The sequence below is a fragment of the Arthrobacter sp. 10T413_2 genome, from assembly GCF_056394205.1.
The window spans coordinates 1-20470 of the sequence record NZ_JBFTHK010000086.1; the positions used below are offsets into that span (position 1 = coordinate 1).

The following is a 20470-nucleotide window of genomic DNA, read 5'->3' on the forward strand; positions in this document are numbered from 1 at the left end:
GTATTCGACCTCATCCTTGGTCAGTTCCATGTAGGCCTCCTCGAGGCTGGCCTGGAGCGGCGTGAGTTCGTAGATCATGACCTGGTGTTCCAGCGCGGCGGTGGCGATCTGCCKGGGGTCCAGCCCCTTGACTTCCAGGAGCTCGCGTTCCTGGACCTCCACCGAGACGCCGGTTCCGGCCAGCAGCTGCATGAGCCGGTCGGGCTGGTCGGTCCGGACCCGCGTGCGGCCCTGGCCCTTGCCTGTGATGATCTCCTGGATCGGGGYGTCGGCGATGATCCTCCCGCGGCCGATCACGATCAGGTGGTCCGCCGTGACGGCCATCTCACTCATGAGGTGGCTGGAGAGGAAGACCGTGCGCCCCTCGGAGGCCAGGTACTTCACCAGATTGCGGACCCACACCACCCCCTCCGGGTCGAGACCGTTTACGGGCTCGTCCAGGATGACGGTCTGCGGGTCGCCAAGGAGGGCCGCGGCGATGCCCAGCCGCTGGCCCATGCCGAGCGAGAAGCCGCCGACCTTCTTCCTGGCCACTTCGGCCAGTCCAGTCATCTCGATGACGTCGTGGACGCGCTTCTTGGGGATGCTGTGCGTCGCGGCCATGGCCAGCAGGTGGTTGTAGGCGGAGCGGCTCGTGTGGACGGCTTTGGCATCCAGCAGCGCGCCAACGTCCCGCAGCGGGGCGGCGTGCTTGGTGAGCGGCGATCCGTTGACGGTCACGGAGCCCGACGTCGGCCGGTCCAGTCCCATGATCATGCGCATGGTGGTGGATTTTCCGGCCCCGTTCGGGCCCAGGAAGCCGGTGACCCGGCCGGCTTCGACGGTGAAGTTGACGCCGGCGACGGCGGTCTTGTCGCCGTAAACCTTGGTCAGGCCTCGTGCTTCGATCATGGAAGCGTTCCTTTGCGTAGCGGGCTGTTTGTCCGGGGCGCCGCAGTCACGGGCCCGTCTGCACACCACGCTACCGACGCCGGAGGCGTATTTCGCCGGTCTCAGGGATGATTCAGGGGTGAATCAGGGTAATCCGGGAGGATGACGGGGCGAGGGCGGCCCGAGCGAGGTTCAGTCGAGCGGCGAATAGTACGTCAACGCGCMGCGGCGGACCGCGAACTCCACGCTCCGCACGCCGGGCATGACCTCACCGTCAACGGCCAGGACCATGGGTCCGTTCCCCGGTTCCACCGTGATCCGGTCCGTTTCGGTGAGGTGGGTGATCCCGGAGGTGGCCACGGTGCCGGTCAGCACGGCCCAGAGCAGCCGCAGCCGGGCGAACGGCTCGTCGGCGGTAATCATMCGCAGGTCCAGGACTCCGTCGGCCAGCACAGGGCGCACCAGCGGCGCGTGGTCGCGGGGGTAGTAGCGGCCGCGGCCGATGTAGAGAATCCACAGCCGGTGCCGCACCCCGTTGACGATCAGCGTGGTGGGGGTGCCGGCCGCGAAGGTCCGGAACATGGCCACCACACCGGCAAGGGGTTTGCCGAGCGCCGGCTGGAGCTGTTCGCGCCGGCKGACCAGGTTCGGGTAGAGGCCGATGCTGGCGGTGTTGAGCATGCTCAGTTCGAGGTGCTCGGGGCTGTCGGGGAGCCCTCGCTCAACGCTCACGTGGCCGACGTCGGCCACGGCCGCCTCGCCGCGCGATGCCGCCCGGACGGCCGCCTGCAAGGTGGGTGTCCCGGCGTCGCGGGCGAAGTGATTGAGCGTTCCGCCGGGAAGCACCAGGAGCGGGAGCGAATGTTCGACAGCGGTGGCTGCCGCCGTGCCGACAGTTCCGTCACCCCCCCAGACGCCRAGGGCCACAATCCCCGGGCGGGTCGCGACGCCGGCGATTTCCGCCGCGATGTCCGCGCCCTGGCMTATTTCCTGTATATACGCCTTAGGGAATATTTTCTGGAGGGCGTCTGCGGTCTCGTCGGCATAGGATCCGCCAAGAGTGTTAATCACGATGCCGAGGCCCTGGCCCTCCGGAAGGTCCGGAGCCCGGAGAGCGCTGCGGAGGGTCGCCGGGAACGGCGGCCGGACAGGCCACCATTTCCGCGTCACCATGGCCGCCCCGGCGCCGATCGCGGAGCCGAACAGCACATCCGAGGGCCAGTGGGCCCCCGTGTGGACCCGCGAGTAGGCCACCCCGGCCGCGACAGGGGCCAGCGCCGCTCCGAGTCCCGGCCGGACCATGCCGACGCCCAGCGCGAAGGCAACCGCGGAGGCGGAGTGGCCCGACGGCATCGAGGAACTCGTGGGCACGAGGGCCATGACTCCGGCGATGCCGAACCAGAGCTTTCCGTTGTTGGCGGCTGCGGACAAACCGCGGAAAAAGTCATCGTGGCCACCGCCCGGCAGCTTGGACACGGCGCGCACAAGTTTGCGGTCGAGGGTCGACAGGCGGCCGGGAGCTTTCCTCAGCATGGTTCGCATCTGACCACCATACTGCCGGACCCGGGGCGCCGCAGGCAGTGCMCGCGGCAGGCGATCAGCCTCGCAGGGCTCCCTACTTGGCGGGCAGCGGCTTCGCGGCGCCGGCGAGCAGCAGGGCCACGAGAATGGGAATCCCGATCGCCAGCAGTGCGGTCCTKATCCCCGTCACATCTCCCAGGAAGCCCAGCAGGGGCGGCCCGGCGAGGAACGCGATGTAGCCCAGCGTGKACACAACCGACACCCGTGCGGCCGCCTTCCGCGGGTCATCCGCCGCGGCGGACATCCCGATCGGAAACGCAAGGGCAGCCCCCACGCCCCAGAGCACGGCACCGGCGGCGGCCAGCCAAATCGTGCCGGCGAACACGAAGAGGCAGAGGCCCGCAGCCGCTGCAGCCATGCTGGCGCGGAGCACGGCCACACGGCCGTAGGCATCGATCGCGCGGCCGCCGAAGAAACGCATGGCCGTCATGGCCAGCACGAAGGCGGCGAACATGAGCGCGCCCGTGGACTGTTCAGCGCCGAGGCCATCGACCGCAGCCTTGGCAATCCAGTCGTTGCCGGCGCCTTCGGTCAGGGTGGCGCCCAGCACGACGACGCCGATCAGGAGCGTGCGGCCGTCCCGCCAGGCGGAGACGGCCTTGCCACGKCCCGTTTCTCCCGCGGCGGACCCGGCGTCGGCCTGATGGGGCAGGAAGTAGCGCGGAGCCACGGTGGTCAGGACGGCGACGATCGCGGCGACGACCAGAAGGTGTTCCGGGAGCCCGACCCTCAGGGTGGACAGTCCGGCACCGATCAGGGCTCCGATGAACGCACCGCCGCTGTAGGCGGCGTGGAACTGCGGCATGATGGTGCGCCCGAGCCGGTGTTCGACGTCGGCGCCTTCGATGTTCTGCGAAACATCCCACAACCCGACGCCGATCCCGAAGAGGAACAGGGAAGCGGCAGTCCCCGGCACGGAGGCCGCCATCAGGGACAGCGCCACGCCGACGCCGGCCGCCGCGGCAAACAGCCCTGCACTGCGGACAGTGTTGGCGGTGCCGATCCGGCCCACGACGAATCCGGCCGTGGGCAGGGCGATCAGCGAGCCGACCGCCAGGCACAGCAGCAGTGTTCCCATCTGCCCCGAGGTGATGTGCAGGATTTCCGTCACCGCGKGKATGCGGGCGGCCCAACTGGCGAAGACCAGTCCGTTGATCCCGAAGACCAGGAACGTGGCCCCGGCGGCGGACTTCAGTTGCGGCTCGGTTGCGGTGCTGGTCATACGATCACTGCTTCCACTGAGTGTTGCGCGAGTTGGGCATGTTCTTCCGGACTGAGCCGCCGGTCCGTCACGATGGCATCCACGGCGTCCAAGGATGCCACGAGGGCGACGGCGCTGGCATCCCATTTGGATCCCGCGCAGGCGACGATCACCCTACCGGCGGATTCGAGGCCGGCGCGCTTCACGGCGGCGTCGTCAAGATCGTGCGCCAACAGCCCGTCCTTGAGGTTCAGGGCGCAGGGAGTGACCACGGCTGTGTCGAAGCGCAGCGAKCGGATGTTCGATTCCGTCATCGGTCCGCGGAAGGACATCTCGCCGGGGATGAGGCTGCCGCCGGGCATCAGGAGCTCGGGCCGCCGACCCGCGGGCGCATCCTCAGGGGACAGTATGCTGACGGCCCGCAGCGACATTGGCATGATGGTCATGTCGCGCTGGCGCAGCTGGCGAGCGATCTCGGTGGCCGTGGTGCCGCTGTCCAGCCAGATGTGGCCCCGGTCCTGGAGCATGGCCGCCACGCCGGCGGCAATCCGGACCTTGACGGCGTGGTCCTCCAGCTCGCGCTGGCCGTAGGCAGGGTTTTCTCCCCGCAGCACCAGGCTTCGGGCGCCGCCGTGCACCCTTCGGAGGACGCCGTGGAGCGCCAGGACGTCGAGATCGCGCCGGATGGTGGCCCCGGACGCTCCGCAGGCGGTCATCAGTTCGTCCACGGTCATCTGGTCCCGATGCCGCAGCAGCTCGCCAATCAGGCGATGACGCTCATCAGTATTCATGAAGAAATGATAGCAGTTGGTGATCATTTGATCATCAAATGCGCAACTGCGATCACACCGTATGGACGGGAGGCCAGCTATGTCCCTACGGCAACGTGGAGAACTGCAGGACGTGGGGAAGTGCAGGACGTGAGGGAGGGTCTGGCTTAGCGGGCGCGCTCGACGCGCTTTTCGTCCCAGACCGGCTCGGCCGATTCATAGACCTTGCCGTCCGACCCAAAGACCAGGAAGCGGTCGAAGGTGCGGGCGAACCAGCGGTCGTGGGTGACGGCCAGGACGGTGCCCTCGAAGTGGTCAATCGCCCGTTCCAGGGCCTCGGCCGAATGCAGGTCCAGGTTATCCGTCGGCTCGTCGAGCAGCAGCAGCGTGGCGCCGGAGAGCTGGAGGAGCAGGATCTGGAAGCGGGCCTGCTGGCCGCCGGAGAGCGATTCGTACTTCTGCTCGGACTGCCCGGCGAGGCCATAGCCGTCCAGGGCGCCGGCGGCGGCTTCGCGGCCGAGCCCGGAGCGGTGCTCATCGCCGCGGTGCAGGATCTCCAGTAGGGTCTTGCCCAACAGATCGGGCCGGACGTGGGTTTGGGCGAAGAAGCCGGGCCGGATCCGGGCGCCGAGTTTCACGGTGCCCTCGTGCGGAACCTCCGCAATCTCGACGTCGGACACMGGCAGGTGCTCCCGTTCCGGGTCGGTACCGCCGGTGGCGAGCAGGCGCAGGAAGTGGCTCTTGCCCGAACCGTTGGACCCGAGGACGGCCACGCGGTCACCGAACCAGATCTCCGTCGAGAAGGGCTTCATGAGGCCGGTCAGCTCAAGCTTTTCGGCCACGATGGCGCGCTTCGCGGTGCGTCCGCCCTTGAGCCGCATCTGCACGTTTTGCTCGATCGGCAAGGCCTCAGGCGGGCCGGCCTCGAGGAACTTCGCCAGTCGGGTCTGCGCGGCGTGGTAACGGTTGGCCATGTCTGAGCGGAACGCCGCCTTGTTCTTGTACATGTTGACGAGTTCCTTGAGCTTCACGTGCTCCTCGTCCCAGCGCTTGCGCAGCTCCTCGAAGCGTGCGTTCCGGTCGGCGCGGGCGTCCACGTAGGAGCCGAAGCCGCCGCCGTGGATCCACGCGCCGGCACCGTTGATGCCCGGTTCCAGCGTGACGATKCGTCCCGCGGCGTTGTTGAGCAGTTCACGGTCGTGGCTGATGAAGAACACGGTCTTCTTCGAGTCATTCAGCTTCGCTTCGAGCCAGCGCTTGCCCGGGACATCGAGGTAGTTGTCGGGTTCGTCGAGGAGCAGCAGTTCATCGGGGCCKGCAAAAAGAGCCTCGAGCACCAGCCGCTTCTGCTCGCCTCCGGAGAGGCTCGAGGCCGGGCGGTGCTGCGCGCGGTCAAACGGCAGGCCGAGGGCCGCCATGCACACCTCGTCCCAGACGGTCTCGACGTCGTAGCCGCCGGCATCGCCCCAGTCCACGATCGCCTGGGCGTAGTTCATCTGCGTGGGCTCGTCGTCGTGCTCCAGCATGGCCAATTCCGCCTCGTCCACGGCGCGCGCGGCAGCCGCCAGCGCCGGCGGGGCAGCTGACACCAGGAGGTCCCGGACCGTGGAGTCGTCGCGGACTTGGCCCACGAACTGGCGCATGATGCCCATGTTCCCGGAGCGGCCAATCACGCCTTCGTCCGGGACGAGGTCACCGGAGATGATCCGGAACAGCGTGGTCTTGCCGGTTCCGTTGGGCCCGATCAGCGCGGTCTTGGTGCCGTCCGGGACCTTGAAGGTCACCCCGTTGAGCAGCTGGGTGCCGTCGGAGAGGAAGTAATCGATGCCGGAAACGTCAATATGAGCCACGCCTTCAATCTTCCCACGGCTGCGCGGGGCTCCCGGCGGACGCCCCCGGCAGGATGAACTGGTCAGGACGTGAGGGAGCGTCCGGGTCAGCTGGCCCGGGTGAGGAACTCCTTGAGCAGCGGACCCGACGTGGTGGCCCCGAGGCCGCCGTCCTCCACGAAGACGGCTACGGCCAGATCACCGTGCACGGCGACGATCCAGGCGTGGGTCTTGGGCGGGGTGTCATTGCCGAACTCGGCTGTTCCGGTCTTTGCTCCGACGGGCTCGCCCGGGACGGAGGCCAGGAACCCGGCGTGCCCGCTGGTCACGACGGCACGCATCATGTCAGCCAGTGACGCCGCCTCCGCCGCCGTAACCGGCGCCCCGGCGGCCGCGGCCGGTGCCGGTGCCGCAGCAGCGGATGTCGTCGCGTCACCGGACGGCCGCGCTGCCGGCGCCGTGTCAGGGGCTCCGGTGCCGGCCGTAGGGGTGCTGTCGGCGCCCGGGGAAGTGGCGCCCGCATTCGGATTCAGCACCAGCTGGGCTGCCACCGGGGCACCCTTGGCCACGGAACCGGCCATGATGGCGGCGGCCAGCGGGGACAGGAGCACCTTGCCCTGGCCGATMATGGACGCGGCGTGCTMGGTGCCGGCGGCTTCCCCGGGGACCGAGCCAAGGAACGCGGMAGCCCCCAGCGCGGGCGCCTCGACGGCCACGCCGAGGGAGGTCGCGGCCGATTCGAGCTGCGCCTGGCTCACGGAGTCCCGGGCGTTGATGAAGGCAGTGTTGCAGGAGTGAGCGAAGGCATCGCGCAGCGTCACGGAACCCAGGGAGGACGCGGGGTACCCCTCGGCGTTCTTGAAAGTGCGGCCGTCCACCGTGAGGGTGGGCGGGCAGTCCACCTTGGAGTCGGGCGTCATTCCGTTGCGGAACATGGCCAGGGAATCAACCATCTTGAAGATCGAGCCGGGGGCGTACTGGCCCAGCATTGCCGTGTCATAGCCGTTGCTGCCCGGGCCGGAGGCTGCCGCCAGGACGGCGCCGCTGGAGGGCCGGAGCGCCACAATGGCCGACGCCGGACCGACGTTGCCGAGGACGTCCTCCGCGAGCTGCTGCAACTTCGGGTCCAGGGTGGTTTTCAGCGCGGTTCCGGGCTTCATCCCGGTCTGGAAGAGCACCCGCCGCGGATCCGGGGAGGTCGCCTGGATTTCCGCGGCGGTAAGGCCAGCCTTCTGCGCGCGGATCACGATGCCGTCGGTTCCCCGCAGCTGCGCGTCATACTGTTGCTGCAGGCCGCCGTTTCCGGTGGTGTCGCCGGGTTTGAGTGCGCCGCCGGACTTTTCGATCTGCTCCGCATTGGCCTCGGAGACGGTACCCAGCAGGGCCCGCGCAAACGTCCGGGTGGGGGCCAGCGGCAGGGTGTCCGGGATGGTCCGGGCGCCCGGGATGGCCGAGATCTGCTCGTCGGTGACGGTCCGGGAGCCGTCTTCGCGCAGGGTGATGGCGGGGACGAATGCCTCAGGACCGGTCGCGGCGACCTGCTGGGCGTAGGCGGCCGGGTCGACGCCGACGAGTTGGGCAAGCTTCGTGGCGGAGTCAGCGKGGTCCGCGCCGCCGAGTGCGGGCTTGTCGATGCCAACGTTGACCACGGGCCGGTACGTGACCAGCGGGGCGTCGCCGGCGCCCAGAATGTCKGCCCGCTGCGGCGTCTGGGTGGCGCGGGTGACGACCTCCCCGTCAGCGAGGTCCGGGACAAGGATGGCCGGTTTCCATACGGTGAGCCACTTGTCGCCGGACTTCTTTAGCTGTGCGGAAACGGTATATTTCCATTCCTCCGCCCCGACCTTCCAGATGTAGTTCAGCGGAAATGTGGCCGTGTCCGCGTCGAATGCAAGGTCTCCGGCCTGCACGGCCGGTTTGTCCGGATCAAGTCCCTTGAAAATTTCCTTGAGCTGGTCGTTTGCGGCGCCCGAGTCCTTGCCCTCAAAGGCGACGGATCCGACGTCGAGCGCGGATACTGCGGTGGCCAGCTGTTTGGCAGCATCTTGCGCGCCGGACCGGCCGTCGCCGCAGGCGGCCAGCGAGCCGCTAAGAACAAGGCCCACAAGGGCCAGTGCAAGTTTTGGTGAGTTCCCCATGGCGACATTATGCCCCGGGCCACGGACACCGCCCTTGTCACACAGCGCAGTCACACGACCCAGTCACACGGCACGACCGCAGCGCACAGCCGCCCAACGTCCCCGCACGACGCCGGCTAGGACCTCCGGATGATGCGCCGCTGCGCGGCCACGGCGATTGCGGCGGTGCGGTTGTCCACGCCGAGCTTGCCGTAGATGTGCACCAGATGGGTCTTGACCGTTGCCTCCGAAATGAAGAGCTGCTTCGCGATCGCCCGGTTTCCCATGCCCGTGGCCAGCAGTTCCAGCAGCTGGATCTCGCGGGCGGACAGGGCCGGCTCCGGGTTCCGGATCCGGCCCATCAGCCGGGCCGCGACCTCGGGGGCCAGCGCCGTTCCGCCGGCGGCGGCGGACAGTACCGCCTGGCGGATCTGCTCGGGCGGGGCGTCCTTGAGCATGTAGCCGCTGGCGCCGGCCTCGACGGCGGCGAGGATGTCAGCATCGGAGTCGTAGGTGGTGAGGATGAGCACCGGCGGCGCGGGCTGGCCGGTTTCTCCGGCTTTGATCCTGCCGGTGGCGGTGACCCCGTCCATGCCCGTGCCCATCTGCAGGTCCATGAGCACCACGTCCGCGGGCTCGCCCAAGGTGTGGAGCCTGGCCAGTCCGGCCAGGGCGGCGCCGCCGTCGGCTGCCTCGGCCACGACGGTGATGCCTTCCAGATCACCKAGCWTGGCCCGCAGCCCGGCACGGACCACGGGGTGGTCGTCCACGAGGAACACCCGGATGTTGTTCACTGCCATCCCTCCTTAACGTGAGCGGGCCCGGCGGCGGAACGGTTGGCTTCGCCCAGGGGCAGYCGGATGGCCACCACGGTTCCCTCTCCCGGGGCGGATTCGATGTCCAACCGGCCGTGCAGGGCCGTCACGCGCTCCCGCAGCGACGTCAATMCATAGCCGGAACCGTCCTGGCGGGCGGTCAGCGCCGCGGGGTCGAACCCGGTGCCGTTGTCGTAGATGTCCATGGCCACGTCGGGACCCAGGAAGGACAGGGTGACGACGGCGGTGCTCGCCTTCGCATGCACCCCGGCGTTGGCCAGGCTCGCTTGTGCGGCGCGGAGCAGGGCGGTCTGCAGGGCTGCGGGAAGGTCCACAGGCACACCCTCGACGTCGAGGCGGCAGGACAGGCCCGCGCCGCGGGCGGCAGCTTCCGCTTCGGTCTTTTCACACAGCCGAAGGAGGCTGGCCACGAGGGAACCGTCCTCAAGATCGGGGGATTGGAGGGCCCGGACGAAGTTGCGGGCCTCGGCGAGGTTGGCGGCCGCCGTGTCCTGGACTATACGGAGCCTGTCCCGGGCCACGCCGGGTTCACCGTTGTCCAGGGCTTTCTCGGCCGCGCGCGCCATCAGCACGATGCTCGACAGACCCTGGGCGAGGGTGTCATGGATTTCGCGGGCCAGCCGGCCGCGCTCGGCCAGCGTGCCGGCATCGTGCTGGGTCCGGGCGAGTTCGGCACGGGTGCGGCGGAGCTCCTCGGCCGCCTGCCGCTGGTTTTCCGCCTCCAGGAACAGCGCCCGGTAGGCCAGGCCCGTGACCACAGCGAAGGCTGCGCCGAACGCCGGCCCGAGCACCATGGGCAGCTGCAGCGCCATGCMGGCCGGCTCCGCGCTGGCCTGTTCCGAAGGTGAGATACCGCCGTTGTGGAACCAGAGCGCCGCAATGACCAAAAGGGTGCTGAGGGCGATCGCCGGCAACGCCAGCCGCCGCCGGAGCACGTGCAGCTGCAGGAAGAACAGCGGGAAGGCCAGCCAGACGAAGTCGGCGCTGGTCCAGATCAGCAGGAGCCACAGGAGGCTGACGCCGCCCAACCACCAGCCGGAATAGGGCCTCGGATCGAACCGGGCACGCCGGGCGGCATGCCGCTTCTCCAGGATGGTACCCACGAGGTAGATGGCGGCGAGCAACAGGGCCAGCAGCAGGGTGATCCAGCCCGGGCCTGTGATTCCGCCGGCCACCAGCCGGACGAGCGCCACCAGGAGCAGCACCGCGAAGCCGACGTGAAGGCTCACCCGCAGCACGCGCAGAATGACGGCTGCCCCGGTGGACTCGGTCTGACCACTGTGACGTGTGCCGTCGTGGACCGTGTTGCCGGCGTCGCCCTCCATGCTTCCAGCCTAGTGCCGGGCGGGCGGCCCGCCTGCGGAAAACGGTGCGGCGACGGCGGAATCAACCATTTGGTTGATCGCCGAGCCGTCCGCACGGTGTGGCGGGTCCAGCCGGGCGGCCGATGTCCGGGAGCCGGGCGAAAGGAAGGCTGGAAGCAATGCCTCCTTCCTCACGAAAAAGGACAACCATGTATCTCGCCATCCGCGATATCCGCTTCGCCAAGGGGCGGTTTGCCCTCATGGGGGCGGTCGTCGCCCTCATCACGCTCCTGCTCGTCATGCTCTCCGGGCTCACCGCCGGACTCGGCAACCAGTCGACGTCGGCCCTGGCCGCTCTCCCGGCCGACCAGCTGGTCTTCGGCGCCCCGGCCGGGAGCGCGCCCAAGGCCTCGTTCACCGAATCCGAAGTCACGCGCGCCCAACAGGCCGAGTGGGCGGCACGCGACGGCGTCGCCCGCGCCGACGCCGTGGGAATCAGCCAAGGCCGCTTCCAGGCGCTGGGCGCAGGAGGCGTACCGGCACGCACAGCCAGTGTCGCGGTCTTCGGCACAGAGCCGGGCACCGGCCTGGCGCCCGCCGAACTAACGGAGGGCAGTGTCGCCGTCGGAGCCGTCCTGGCGAAGGAACTGGACCTCAGCGTCGGCAGCCGCGCCTCGGTGGGCGGCACCGAGCTCGTCGTGACGGCCGTCGTTCCGGAGCAGTGGTATTCGCACACCGGGGTTGTCTGGACCACGTTGGCCGACTGGCAGAAGCTGGCCCACGTCCCCGACCGGGGCGCCGCAACGGTGCTCGCCGTGACGTTTGATCCAGGAAAATCCGCCGCCGGCGCCGGCGCGGATATTAACGCCGCCAACGCGGCGGCGGGAACCGTCAGCACCACCGTGGACGGATCCTTCCAGGCCCTCGGCTCGTACAAGAGCGAGAACGGCTCGCTCCTGCTCATGCAGGCGTTCCTGTACGGCATCTCTGCCCTCGTGATTGTCGCCTTCCTGACGGTCTGGACCGTCCAGCGCACCCGGGATATCGCCGTCCTGAAAGCGCTGGGCGGGTCCGCCCGCTACATCCTCCGGGATGCCATGGCCCAGGCGGCTCTGGTTCTGTTGGCCGGCGCGGMGGCGGGAGGCCTGGCCGGCGTGGCCGGCGGCGTCCTCGCGTCCCGGGCCGCCCCGTTCCTCCTCACGCCGTGGACAACGCTGCTGCCGATCGCCGGAATCGTGCTCCTGGGCCTGGCCGGGGCTGCCCTCGCCGTCCGCAGCGTTGCGCGGGTGGATCCGCTCATCGCCCTCGGCGGCAACTGACCTGCCCACGCCCCGACCCCTTATATTCCCAGAAAGGCATATCTAGTGCATTCCACCCTGAACAACCCTGTCCGGAACAATACCGCCCTGAACCTTGTCAACGTCACCCTGGAGTATCCGGACGGAGACGGCACCCTCAAGGCCCTGGACGACGTGAGCCTCAAGGTTCAGGCGGGGGAGTTTGTCTCCTTGATTGGCCCGTCGGGATCCGGCAAGTCGTCCCTGCTGGCCGTMGCCGCCACCCTGGTCCGGCCCTCCGCCGGCCTGGTGGTGATCGACGGACAGGATGCGGGCGGGCTCTCCGACGCCGGCCGGACGGCACTGCGCCGGGACAAGATCGGCATCATCTTCCAGCAACCCAATCTCCTGCCCTCCCTCACCGCGGTGGAACAACTGGTGATCACCCAGCGTCTCCGCGGCGGGGCCTCCCGCGCAGCGGCCGACCGCGCCGCGGGACTCCTGGAACGCGTCGGTCTCGGACAGGCCCTCGCGAAGCGGCCCCACCAGCTATCCGGCGGGCAACGCCAGCGCGTCAACATTGCCCGGGCGCTCATGGGAAGCCCTGCGGTCTTGCTCGTAGACGAGCCGACGGCGGCTCTTGACCACGACCGCAGCGAGGCGATTGTGCGGCTGCTACGGGAGGTTACGGACGAGTTCGGCGTGGCGACCGTCATGGTCACGCACGACACCGACTTCGTACCGTTCACGGATGCCGTGGCGAGCATGCGCGACGGACGGCTTTCGGCCCCGCGCCCGGCAGCGGCCGTGGAAAACACGGCGACGGGTGTGGAGGACGCCGCGGCCGTGGAGGTGCCGCACTTGGGATAGCGCCTCGTGTGGGCCGGGTTAACCGGGTTGGGGCTAGGGGACCCGGTGGCCGAGGTCCGGGACGCCTAGCCCGAACATGTCCTGTAGCGCATAGCTCGCCGCGTGGAAGCCGGGCATCCCGGTGACCCCGGGGCCCGGCGGGGTGGAAGACGAGCACAGATACACGCCGGGCAGCGGTGTCCGCCAGGGAACGCGGCTGAGCACGGGCCGCCGCAACATGCCGCGAAGGTMCATGCGGCCGGCACTGAAGTCCCCGCCGACGTAGTTCTCGTCGTACGCTGCCAGCCCGGCAGCGGTCGTCACCTTGAACTGAATAACCAAGTCGCGGAATCCGGGCGCGAAGCGCTCCAGCTGCGCTATCACCGCTTCGCTCATGTCCACCGCGGAGGCCGCCGGAACGTGGCAATAGGTCCAGAGGATGTGCCGGCCGGMCGGAGCGCGGCCGGCATCGAAGCGTGAGGGCTGGGAGACCAGCACGTACGGCCGGTCAGGGTGCCGGCCGGACGCAACCTGGTTCTCCGCGTCGGCAGTCTCCGCCCGGGTGCCGCCCACATGGATTGTCCCGGCATCGGCAAGGCCGCCAGCCGCCCACGGAACCGGCCCGGAGAGAATGAAGTCCACCTTGCAGGCCGCGTTCCCGAAGCGGARGGCCTCCAGGGCACGCCGGTAGCCCGCCGGGAACATGTCCCCGGCCAGGCCCAGCAGCGCGGGGGGCGCCACATCCAGCAGGGTGGCCCGGGCCGGGGGCAGCTCGGCGAGCGTACTGATCCGCGTCCCGGTCTCGATAACTCCGCCGTGGGCTTCGATGTCGGCGGTCAGCGCCCGGGCAATCGCGGCCGATCCGCCGCGCGGAACGGGCCAGCCGCCGGCGTGCCCCAGGGCACCCAGCATCAGGCCGGCGCCGGCGGCGGTGACCGAGGGCAGCGGTGCCACGGCATGCGCGGCGGCGCCGCTAAGCAGKGCCGGGGCCAGGTCCTCCCGGAACCTCGCATTCCACAGCCGCGAACCCTGTTCGAGCGTCCTGAACCCGAACGCGGCGGCTGCCGCGGGGTGCCGCGGAATCCGCAGCAGCTGGTTCAKGGTCAGATCGGTCACTCCCTCCACCCCGCGCACGAGCGGGGCCATGAGGCGGCGATAGGCGGCACCGTCGCGGCCGAGTTCAGTAGCCGTGCGCTCCAGGGAACGGTATGCCAGCGCCGCGCGGCCGCCGTCGAGCGGCGACCCGTAGGAGACGTCCGGTACCGCGAGGGACACCCGCCGGGACAGCTCGAACCGGCGGAAGAACGGCGAGACCAGGACCATGGGGTGCACGGCCGAACAGACGTCATGGAAGTGGCCCGGTTCCATCAGTTCGGCGGTGCGCAGTCMGCCGCCTGGGGTGGGCGCGGCCTCGAACACGCGGACCTTGAGCCCGGCCCGCGCCATGGTGACCGCCGCTGCCAGCCCGTTAGGACCGGCACCGACGACGGCGACGTCAGTCACCTGCTGCGGCCTTCTGCCACGGCAGCAGGGACGCCGCGGGTCGGCGAAGATCCAGGCGCAGCCAGTCCGGGGCGCCGTTGAAGGGGCCGCCGTGGGGATCATCCACACGAAGCCGCCGGATGACATCCGAGGACGGATCCCAGATGTCCCAGGCGACACGAACCATCAGGTAGCCGGTGGCAAGCATGTGGGCAACCACTGCCAGGACGTAGTACGGCATATCGATGTTGTGCTGGGTGGAGCCGCCGCTGGTGGCCTGCCCCAGGTACATCCAGACGGCACCCCAGTGCAGGGCTTCGATGGCCTGCCAGATCAGGAAGTCCCGCCAGCGGGGCCGTGCGAGGGCGATCAGCGGGATCAGCCACAAAACGAACTGGGGCGAGTAGACCTTATTCGTAAGGATGAAGGCCGCCACGATCAGGAATGCCAGTTGCGCAATCCGCGGCCGCCGGGGTGCCGTCAGGGCGAGTATCGCGATCAGGACGCAGGCCACGAGGAACAGGTCCAATGCGAGGGAGTTGATGGCTTCGGCCTGGAGCTGGTTCCAGCCCAGGCKGCCGGCCACCAGGTTGAAGGCGAACCAGGGGGAGCTGTAGCCGGCCGGCCGCTCCTGCGTGAATTGGTAGAAGTACTTCCAGCCGTCCGGATTCGCGGCGGCCACGGGAAGGTTGACCACCAGCCAGGCTGCGATCGCGGCACCGGCAGTGATCATGAGCGCCCGGATTCGCCCGGTCCGCAGTGCCAGCAGCAGGACGGCGCCGAGAATCAACACCGGGTAGAGCTTGGTGGCCGTGCCCAGGCCGATGAAGATTCCGGCGAGGATCAGCTTGTTGCGGGAAAAGAAATACATGCCAAGGGCCAGCAGGCAAACGGCCCACATGTCCCAGTTGATGACGCCCGCCAGGACTATGCCGGGGGCCAGTGCAACCATCGCCGCGTCCCACGACCGCCGCCGGTTCGTCCGAGCCGTGGCCAGGACCGTGATGATCCAGACGGCGGCGATCAGGGTGGCGTTGACGTCGAAGTACCCCAGGACCCTCGGGTTCCCCGTACCGGCGCCGGGCACCAGGAGCGCCGTGGCGCCTGCGATGAGTCCCATCAGCACGGGGTACTCAAAGAGGGCCCCCTGGGTGATGAACGGGAAAGCGCCGTCGCCAAGGCCCCGATTGCGRAACRGCTCCGGAAAATCCGAGTAGCACGTGGCGTAGAACTGTCCGGGGGTTTCCCAGCCGTTGGTGCGGCAGTAGTTCTTGAGGACAATGCCGGTCAGGGCGGCGATGACGGTGAGGATCACGAGCACMCGGTCCACCGTGAAGAATCCGGGCGACACGATCCCGGGCGCCGAGCGGTGGCCCAAGGGGCCGCCTACCAGTTCCGTGAAGTTTCGGAGAAAAGGGTCGCTGCGGCTCGGGATGACCAATCGGACCCGTTTGCGGTGTTCCGGCGCCTTTGTCTCCTGCATGACCTTGAGCTTACCGGGGGCCGTTGCCGCTCGCCGCGCTCCGGCCCGGCCGGCACGTCGGTTCACTGCCAGAGCCGCGCCGGAGGCGCCCGGGGCAGGGCTTAAATGAGGGAGCCCGTGCGTCGCCGCACGGGCTCCCCGGGATTCGGTTCCGATATCAGGCATCAGCCCCTCCTTCGCTGCAGACAGTCCTGCCGGTCCGTGACTTCATCCCGGCGATTTCATCCCTGTACGGGACCGCGGCGGAGGCGTCCGGTGTTCATCCGGGGGTCAGCGGAAGAGGCCGGCCTGATGGATGGCGAGGAAGACGTCGTCGCGCTTCTGGTCAAGGAGTTGCCCGTTGAAGCGTGTTGACTCCTTGCGGGTCGGCTTCCTGGTCAGAAACAGGGCCTTGTAGAGCTTGGTCATCATGGTGGTCACCTCCTCTCGAGGGCTTGATCGGTGCGACCGCGTGGCGGGTGCGGCGGTGCGGCGGACGGGGGCGGTGGTTGCTGTGGTCACGGGGAACCTTCTGTAGGGGAACCGCCGGCCGGGCCGCACGGAAATGGCCGGGCCAAACGGACGGGCKGCAGTTCTTGGGCACAACAAATGAAGCCATATGTGCATTGAATTCGAATAGCATCGTCCGGACACAACAATTAAGCGTGAAATTCCGGAGCTTTAATTTAAGTCGGAATTCCCCGGGTGCGGAGAGATATTCGATGGAGAATGGCCCTGGACGCGGTAGTGCCGCAACCCCAACAAGAAGCTGGGTTCCGAACTATGGGGGCGCTGCGCAACCGCGTGGTTCCGCCTTTTCAGGCTGAAGTMAAAAGGCTTCCCMTCAGGGAAGCCCGCTGCCGCCGTCCCCAGGCTGCGATACCTGGGAGGGATGGGCGGTTAGGAGACGGTCAGTCCAAAATTTGGGCGCKGTACAGCGAACGAGGCCGGGTTGGCGGTGGTGGAGTACATCCATCCGCTAGTCAAAGTAATCATCATTTTCCCAACCTCCTTTTCTGTCCTGCCGTGGCTCCGGCTGCCTGGCCGGGCGACGCGCGCCGTGACCCTGGCAAATCGCTCTGGGGTCATGAATAAAAATACACTACGAATGCGGCAGCTGCCTACCGAATTCATAAAGTTTTTTGAAGTTTATTTTTTTAGGTGAATTTAGAGGCCCCAGCGCACGATTGCCGGCGTCTTCTTGTCCCATCCCAACGTGCACACTTTGGCGGTCCCCAACACGAAATGCCGTCCCTCGTGGGGGTCCAGTCCAAGCCAGCGGGCGGTCAGGATGCGGGAGAAGTGTCCGTGCGCGACGATCAGGACGTTATCCAGGCCCGATTCCAGCACGCGGGCCACGATCTTGTCCGCGCGGGCGGCGACGTCGTCGAGAGCCTCTCCGTTGGGGACGCCGTGCGTCCAGATCAGGTAGTCGGGGTTGTCCTTGCGGATGAGGTCCGAGCTGATGCCCTCGTAGTCGCCGTAGTCCCATTCGACCGCCAGCGGCTCCAGCTGGGCGTCGGGGTAGCCGGCGAGTTCGGCGGTCCGGCGCGCCCGGCGCAGCGGCGAGGTAAGCACGAGGTCAAAGTCGACAGTCTCGAGCACCCTGCGCGCCTCCACGGCCTGCTGCTCGCCTTCCACCGTGAGGGGCATGTCGGTCAGCCCGGTGTACTGACCGCTCTTGGACCACTCGGTTTCCCMGTGCCGCAGGATCCACAGTTGGGGGCGGGGGCCGTTGGAAGGTGCAATCACTTAGGACTCCTCGGTGGTGGAAGGTTCGGCGCCGGCGGGCGCCGCCTCGGGCTGAGCCGTCCACCATTCCCGCAGGCGGGATTCGGCGACGGCGGGATCGAGCGGACCGTGCTCCATGCGTTCTTCCAGCAGGAATTTGTAGGCGCGTCCTACGACCGGGCCGGGCCTGAGCCCGAGCAGGGCCATGATCTGGCCGCCGTCCAGGTCAGGGCGGACGGCGTCGAGGGATTCCTGTTCCCGCAGCGCCGCAATCCTGTCCTCGAGGTCGTCATAGGCGAAGGACAGCCGGTCCGCCTTGCGCTGGTTCCGGGTGGTGACGTCGGAKCGGGTGAGTCGGTGCAGGCGGTCCAGCAGGGGCCCGGCGTCGGTGACATAGCGGCGGACGGCGGAATCGCTCCAGCCGGCCTCGCCGTAGCCGTAGAAGCGCATGTGCAGCTCGACGAGCCTGGCGACGGCCTTGATGGTGTCGTTGTCGAAGCGGAGCGCCTTCATGCGCTTGGCGGTCAGCTTGGCGCCCACCATGTCGTGGTGGCGGAAGCTCACGGCGCCCCCCGGTTCGAAACGGCGCGTGGCCGGCTTTCCGACGTCGTGCATGAGAGCGGCGAATCGCAGCACAAAATCCGGGCCGGGAACCGGGCCGTCTGTCCCGGTCTCCAAGGCTGCGGCCTGTTCCAGCACCTGGAGCGAGTGCTGGTAGACGTCCTTGTGGCGGTGGTGTTCGTCCGATTCAAGGCGCAGGGCCGCGACTTCGGGCAGCACGAGGTCGGCGAGTCCGGTGTCCACCAGCAGGTCCACACCGGCCCGCGGGTATGCCGCGCAAATGAGCTTGGTCAGTTCATCACGCACACGCTCGGCGGAGATGATGCTGATCCGCTCCGCCATCCGGGCCATTGCCTCGCGGACGTCGGGGTGCACCGAGACTCCGAGCTGGGCCGCGAACCTGGCGGCGCGCATCATGCGCAGGGGGTCGTCGGAGAAGGACGTTTCCGGCGGTCCCGGTGTGTTGAGGACGGAGGCGTGCAGGTCGCGGACGCCGCCGAACGGATCCACGAGCTCCAGCATGGGCAACCGCAGCGCCATGGCGTTGATCGTGAAGTCCCGCCGCAGCAGGTCATCCGTGAGTGACGTTCCGAAGGCCACCACGGGCTTGCGGGACTCAGGATCGTAGGCGTCGGCCCGGTAGGTGGTGATTTCGATCTGGAAATCGCCCTTGCGCATTCCGATGGTGCCGAACGCGCGCCCGATCTCCCAGTAGTTGTCTGCCCATTTCTTGATCAGGGCTACGGTCTGGTCCGGCGTGGCGTCGGTAGTGAAGTCCAGGTCGGGGGAGATCCGGCCGAGAAACAAGTCACGGACGGGCCCTCCCACGAGCGACAGCTCGTGGGAGGCGTCKACGAAGCGCTKCCCAAGCTCCAGAACCACCGGATCCACCTGGAAGGCAACGGTGTGGGAGTCAGTCTTGTGATGTGCGTGCGCCATAGTTACTTAAGCTTGTCAGAAATCCGCGCCAGCACCACACCGGAGCCTTCCAGGATCCGCCTGGTTCGTCACGATTGCGGACGAAGCACCGCAAGCCCAGTTTTCCGGCAGTCCATTTTCCGGCCATGTTTAGGTMATCAACAGCGGGCAAGAGTCGTTAGAGTGGACATCATGGCCCATCCCGTACCGAGCGCTCCCGGCAGGAGGACAAACGCACCGTTGCCGTCGGCAATAGGTGCCCATGTCGCGCCCGTCCAGCACTCGGGCCAGGCTTCCCTTCCCACAGTGGAGGAAATTTCCGCCGGCGGCGTCGTGGTGGACATGTCCGACGCCGAACTCCGGGTCGCGATTATCGCCCGCCTTAACCGCGGCGGCCGGCTCGAATGGTGCCTGCCGAAGGGGCACCCGGAAGGCAAGGAAAGCAACGAGGAAGCTGCCGTCCGCGAGATCGCCGAGGAAACCGGGATCGAAGGGAAAATTCTGGCGCCGCTGGGAAGCATCGACTACTGGTTCACCGTGAGCGGGCACCGTGTCCACAAGACCGTGCACCATTACCTCCTCCGTGCCACGGGCGGGGAACTGACCATCGAAAACGATCCGGACAAGGAAGCGGTGGACGTCGCCTGGGTTCCCATCCAGGAACTGGCGCGCAAGCTGTCCTTCCCTAATGAGCGCCGCATCGCGGATCTGGCCAAGGAAGTCATCCCGGCAGACGGCTGAGGTCCCCGAGCGGCCGGTCACGGCCCCGGATAGCGACTAATGCCCCGCGCGGGTGAGACGATGAAGACGATGTCATCAGCCAAACCCGCCCCCGTTCCCTCCGGCCCCGCCGATTCCAAAGCTGTCCAGTCCGGAGAAGCCCGTTCCAGCGCCATCATGGCCGCGGGAACGCTCGTTTCGCGTTTTCTGGGCTTCGCCAAGACGTGGATGCTGGCGGCTGCCCTGGGTCTGGGTTCCACCGTCAATGACACCTTCATCAACGCCAACAATCTCCCTAACCTGATCTTCCTGCTGGTGGCGGGCGGGGTCTTCAACGCTGTTCTGGTGCCGCAGATCATCAAGGCCAGCAAGGCGCCGGATAAGGGAGCGGACTATATCAGCCGGCTCCTGACCCTGGCGGTGCTGGTGCTGCTGGTCCTCACGCTGGCGATCACGCTGCTGGCGCCGTCGGTCATTCAACTGACCACCCAGGGCTACTCGCCGCAGCAGAAGGCTCTCGCGGTGTCGTTCGCATTCTGGTGCCTCCCGCAGATCTTCTTTTACGGCCTGTACGCCCTGCTGACCCAGGTCCTCAACGCGCACGGCGCCTTCGGGCCCGCGATGTGGGCGCCGATCGTCAACAACATCGTGGCGATMGCCGGGCTGGGCATGTTCATCGGCATCATGGGGGCGAACGCCGTTAACCCTCACACGGTCGACAACTGGGGGTCCTCCCAGACCTTGCTGGTTGCCGGGTTCTCCACCATCGGCRTCGTCGCGCAGACCGCCATCCTGCTCATTCCCGTGTTCCGGCTGCGCCTGGGCCTGCGGCMGCGCTTTGGCTGGCGCGRGGTCGGGCTGGGCCATGCCGCGAAGCTGAGCGTCTGGACCCTGGCGACGGCCGCCGTCGGGCAGCTGGCGTTCCTTTACGTCATGCGCATCGCCACGATTCCGGGAGGGGA

17 protein-coding genes are annotated in these 20470 nt (G+C 68.0%); 4 read left to right on the forward strand and 13 right to left on the reverse strand.

All coding sequences use genetic code 11. The features are described from left to right. The 8 genes from AC1DBQ_RS14060 to AC1DBQ_RS14095 form a co-directional block, all read right to left on the reverse strand. Nucleotides 1-891: ABC transporter ATP-binding protein (locus AC1DBQ_RS14060; protein WP_476929085.1), on the reverse strand; the 891-nt coding region annotated here is incomplete at its 3' end. Nucleotides 892-1062: 171 nt separating this feature from the next. Then, entirely contained in the window at nt 1063-2412 is a 1350-nt protein-coding gene (locus tag AC1DBQ_RS14065; protein WP_476929086.1) for a phosphatase PAP2 family protein, read from the reverse strand. A gap of 73 nt (nt 2413-2485) precedes the next feature. Then, entirely contained in the window at nt 2486-3673 is a 1188-nt protein-coding gene (locus AC1DBQ_RS14070) for an MFS transporter (protein WP_476929087.1), read from the reverse strand. Then, a complete protein-coding gene (locus AC1DBQ_RS14075; RefSeq protein ID WP_476929088.1) occupies nt 3670-4443 on the reverse strand; it encodes a DeoR/GlpR family DNA-binding transcription regulator in 774 nt (257 codons plus the stop codon). The genes AC1DBQ_RS14070 and AC1DBQ_RS14075 overlap by 4 nt, the downstream gene beginning before the upstream one ends. Before the next feature lie 146 nt (nt 4444-4589). Beyond that, nucleotides 4590-6272: an ABC-F family ATP-binding cassette domain-containing protein gene (locus AC1DBQ_RS14080; RefSeq protein WP_476929089.1), complete on the reverse strand. Its 1683-nt coding sequence runs from the start codon at nt 6270-6272 to the stop codon at nt 4590-4592. Between the two features lie 86 nt (nt 6273-6358). Beyond that, nucleotides 6359-8389: a penicillin-binding transpeptidase domain-containing protein gene (locus tag AC1DBQ_RS14085; RefSeq protein ID WP_476929090.1), complete on the reverse strand. Its 2031-nt coding sequence runs from the start codon at nt 8387-8389 to the stop codon at nt 6359-6361. Between the two features lie 116 nt (nt 8390-8505). Then, entirely contained in the window at nt 8506-9168 is a 663-nt protein-coding gene (locus AC1DBQ_RS14090) for a response regulator (protein WP_476929091.1), read from the reverse strand. Further along, nucleotides 9159-10529, reverse strand: a complete 1371-nt coding sequence (locus AC1DBQ_RS14095) for a sensor histidine kinase (protein WP_476929092.1) — start codon at nt 10527-10529, stop codon at nt 9159-9161. The genes AC1DBQ_RS14090 and AC1DBQ_RS14095 overlap by 10 nt, the downstream gene beginning before the upstream one ends. A 188-nt stretch (nt 10530-10717) precedes the next feature. Between AC1DBQ_RS14095 and AC1DBQ_RS14100 the strand changes: the two genes are divergently transcribed. After that, complete coding sequence (locus AC1DBQ_RS14100; protein ID WP_476929093.1) at nt 10718-11827, forward strand: ABC transporter permease; 1110 nt, start codon at nt 10718-10720, stop codon at nt 11825-11827. Nucleotides 11828-11872: 45 nt separating this feature from the next. Further along, nucleotides 11873-12655, forward strand: coding sequence for an ABC transporter ATP-binding protein (locus AC1DBQ_RS14105; RefSeq protein WP_476929094.1), 783 nt, complete (start codon nt 11873-11875; stop codon nt 12653-12655). A 33-nt stretch (nt 12656-12688) separates the two neighbouring features. Here AC1DBQ_RS14105 and AC1DBQ_RS14110 read toward each other — a convergent pair whose 3' ends face one another. The 5 genes from AC1DBQ_RS14110 to AC1DBQ_RS14130 form a co-directional block, all read right to left on the reverse strand. After that, on the reverse strand, nt 12689-14137 hold the full coding sequence (locus AC1DBQ_RS14110) for a phytoene desaturase family protein (RefSeq protein ID WP_476929095.1): 1449 nt from the start codon (nt 14135-14137) through the stop codon (nt 12689-12691). After that, nucleotides 14130-15599, reverse strand: coding sequence for a glycosyltransferase family 87 protein (locus AC1DBQ_RS14115; RefSeq protein ID WP_476929101.1), 1470 nt, complete (start codon nt 15597-15599; stop codon nt 14130-14132). The genes AC1DBQ_RS14110 and AC1DBQ_RS14115 overlap by 8 nt, the downstream gene beginning before the upstream one ends. Before the next feature lie 270 nt (nt 15600-15869). After that, nucleotides 15870-16100, reverse strand: a complete 231-nt coding sequence (locus AC1DBQ_RS14120; RefSeq protein WP_476929096.1) for a hypothetical protein — start codon at nt 16098-16100, stop codon at nt 15870-15872. 645 nt (nt 16101-16745) lie between these two features. Then, nucleotides 16746-17330 carry a histidine phosphatase family protein gene (locus AC1DBQ_RS14125; RefSeq protein WP_476929097.1) on the reverse strand — a complete coding sequence of 195 codons (585 nt, stop codon included), beginning with the start codon at nt 17328-17330 and terminating at the stop codon, nt 16746-16748. Continuing rightward, complete coding sequence (locus AC1DBQ_RS14130) at nt 17331-18809, reverse strand: CCA tRNA nucleotidyltransferase (RefSeq protein WP_476929098.1); 1479 nt, start codon at nt 18807-18809, stop codon at nt 17331-17333. Nucleotides 18810-19028: 219 nt separating this feature from the next. Here AC1DBQ_RS14130 and AC1DBQ_RS14135 point away from each other — a divergent pair, with 219 nt between their 5' ends. Both AC1DBQ_RS14135 and murJ read left to right on the forward strand, forming a co-directional pair. Beyond that, nucleotides 19029-19529, forward strand: a complete 501-nt coding sequence (locus tag AC1DBQ_RS14135; protein ID WP_476929099.1) for an NUDIX hydrolase — start codon at nt 19029-19031, stop codon at nt 19527-19529. Nucleotides 19530-19589: 60 nt separating this feature from the next. Next, the coding region (murJ, locus tag AC1DBQ_RS14140; protein ID WP_476929100.1) for a murein biosynthesis integral membrane protein MurJ at nt 19590-20470 on the forward strand (881 nt) is incomplete at its 3' end.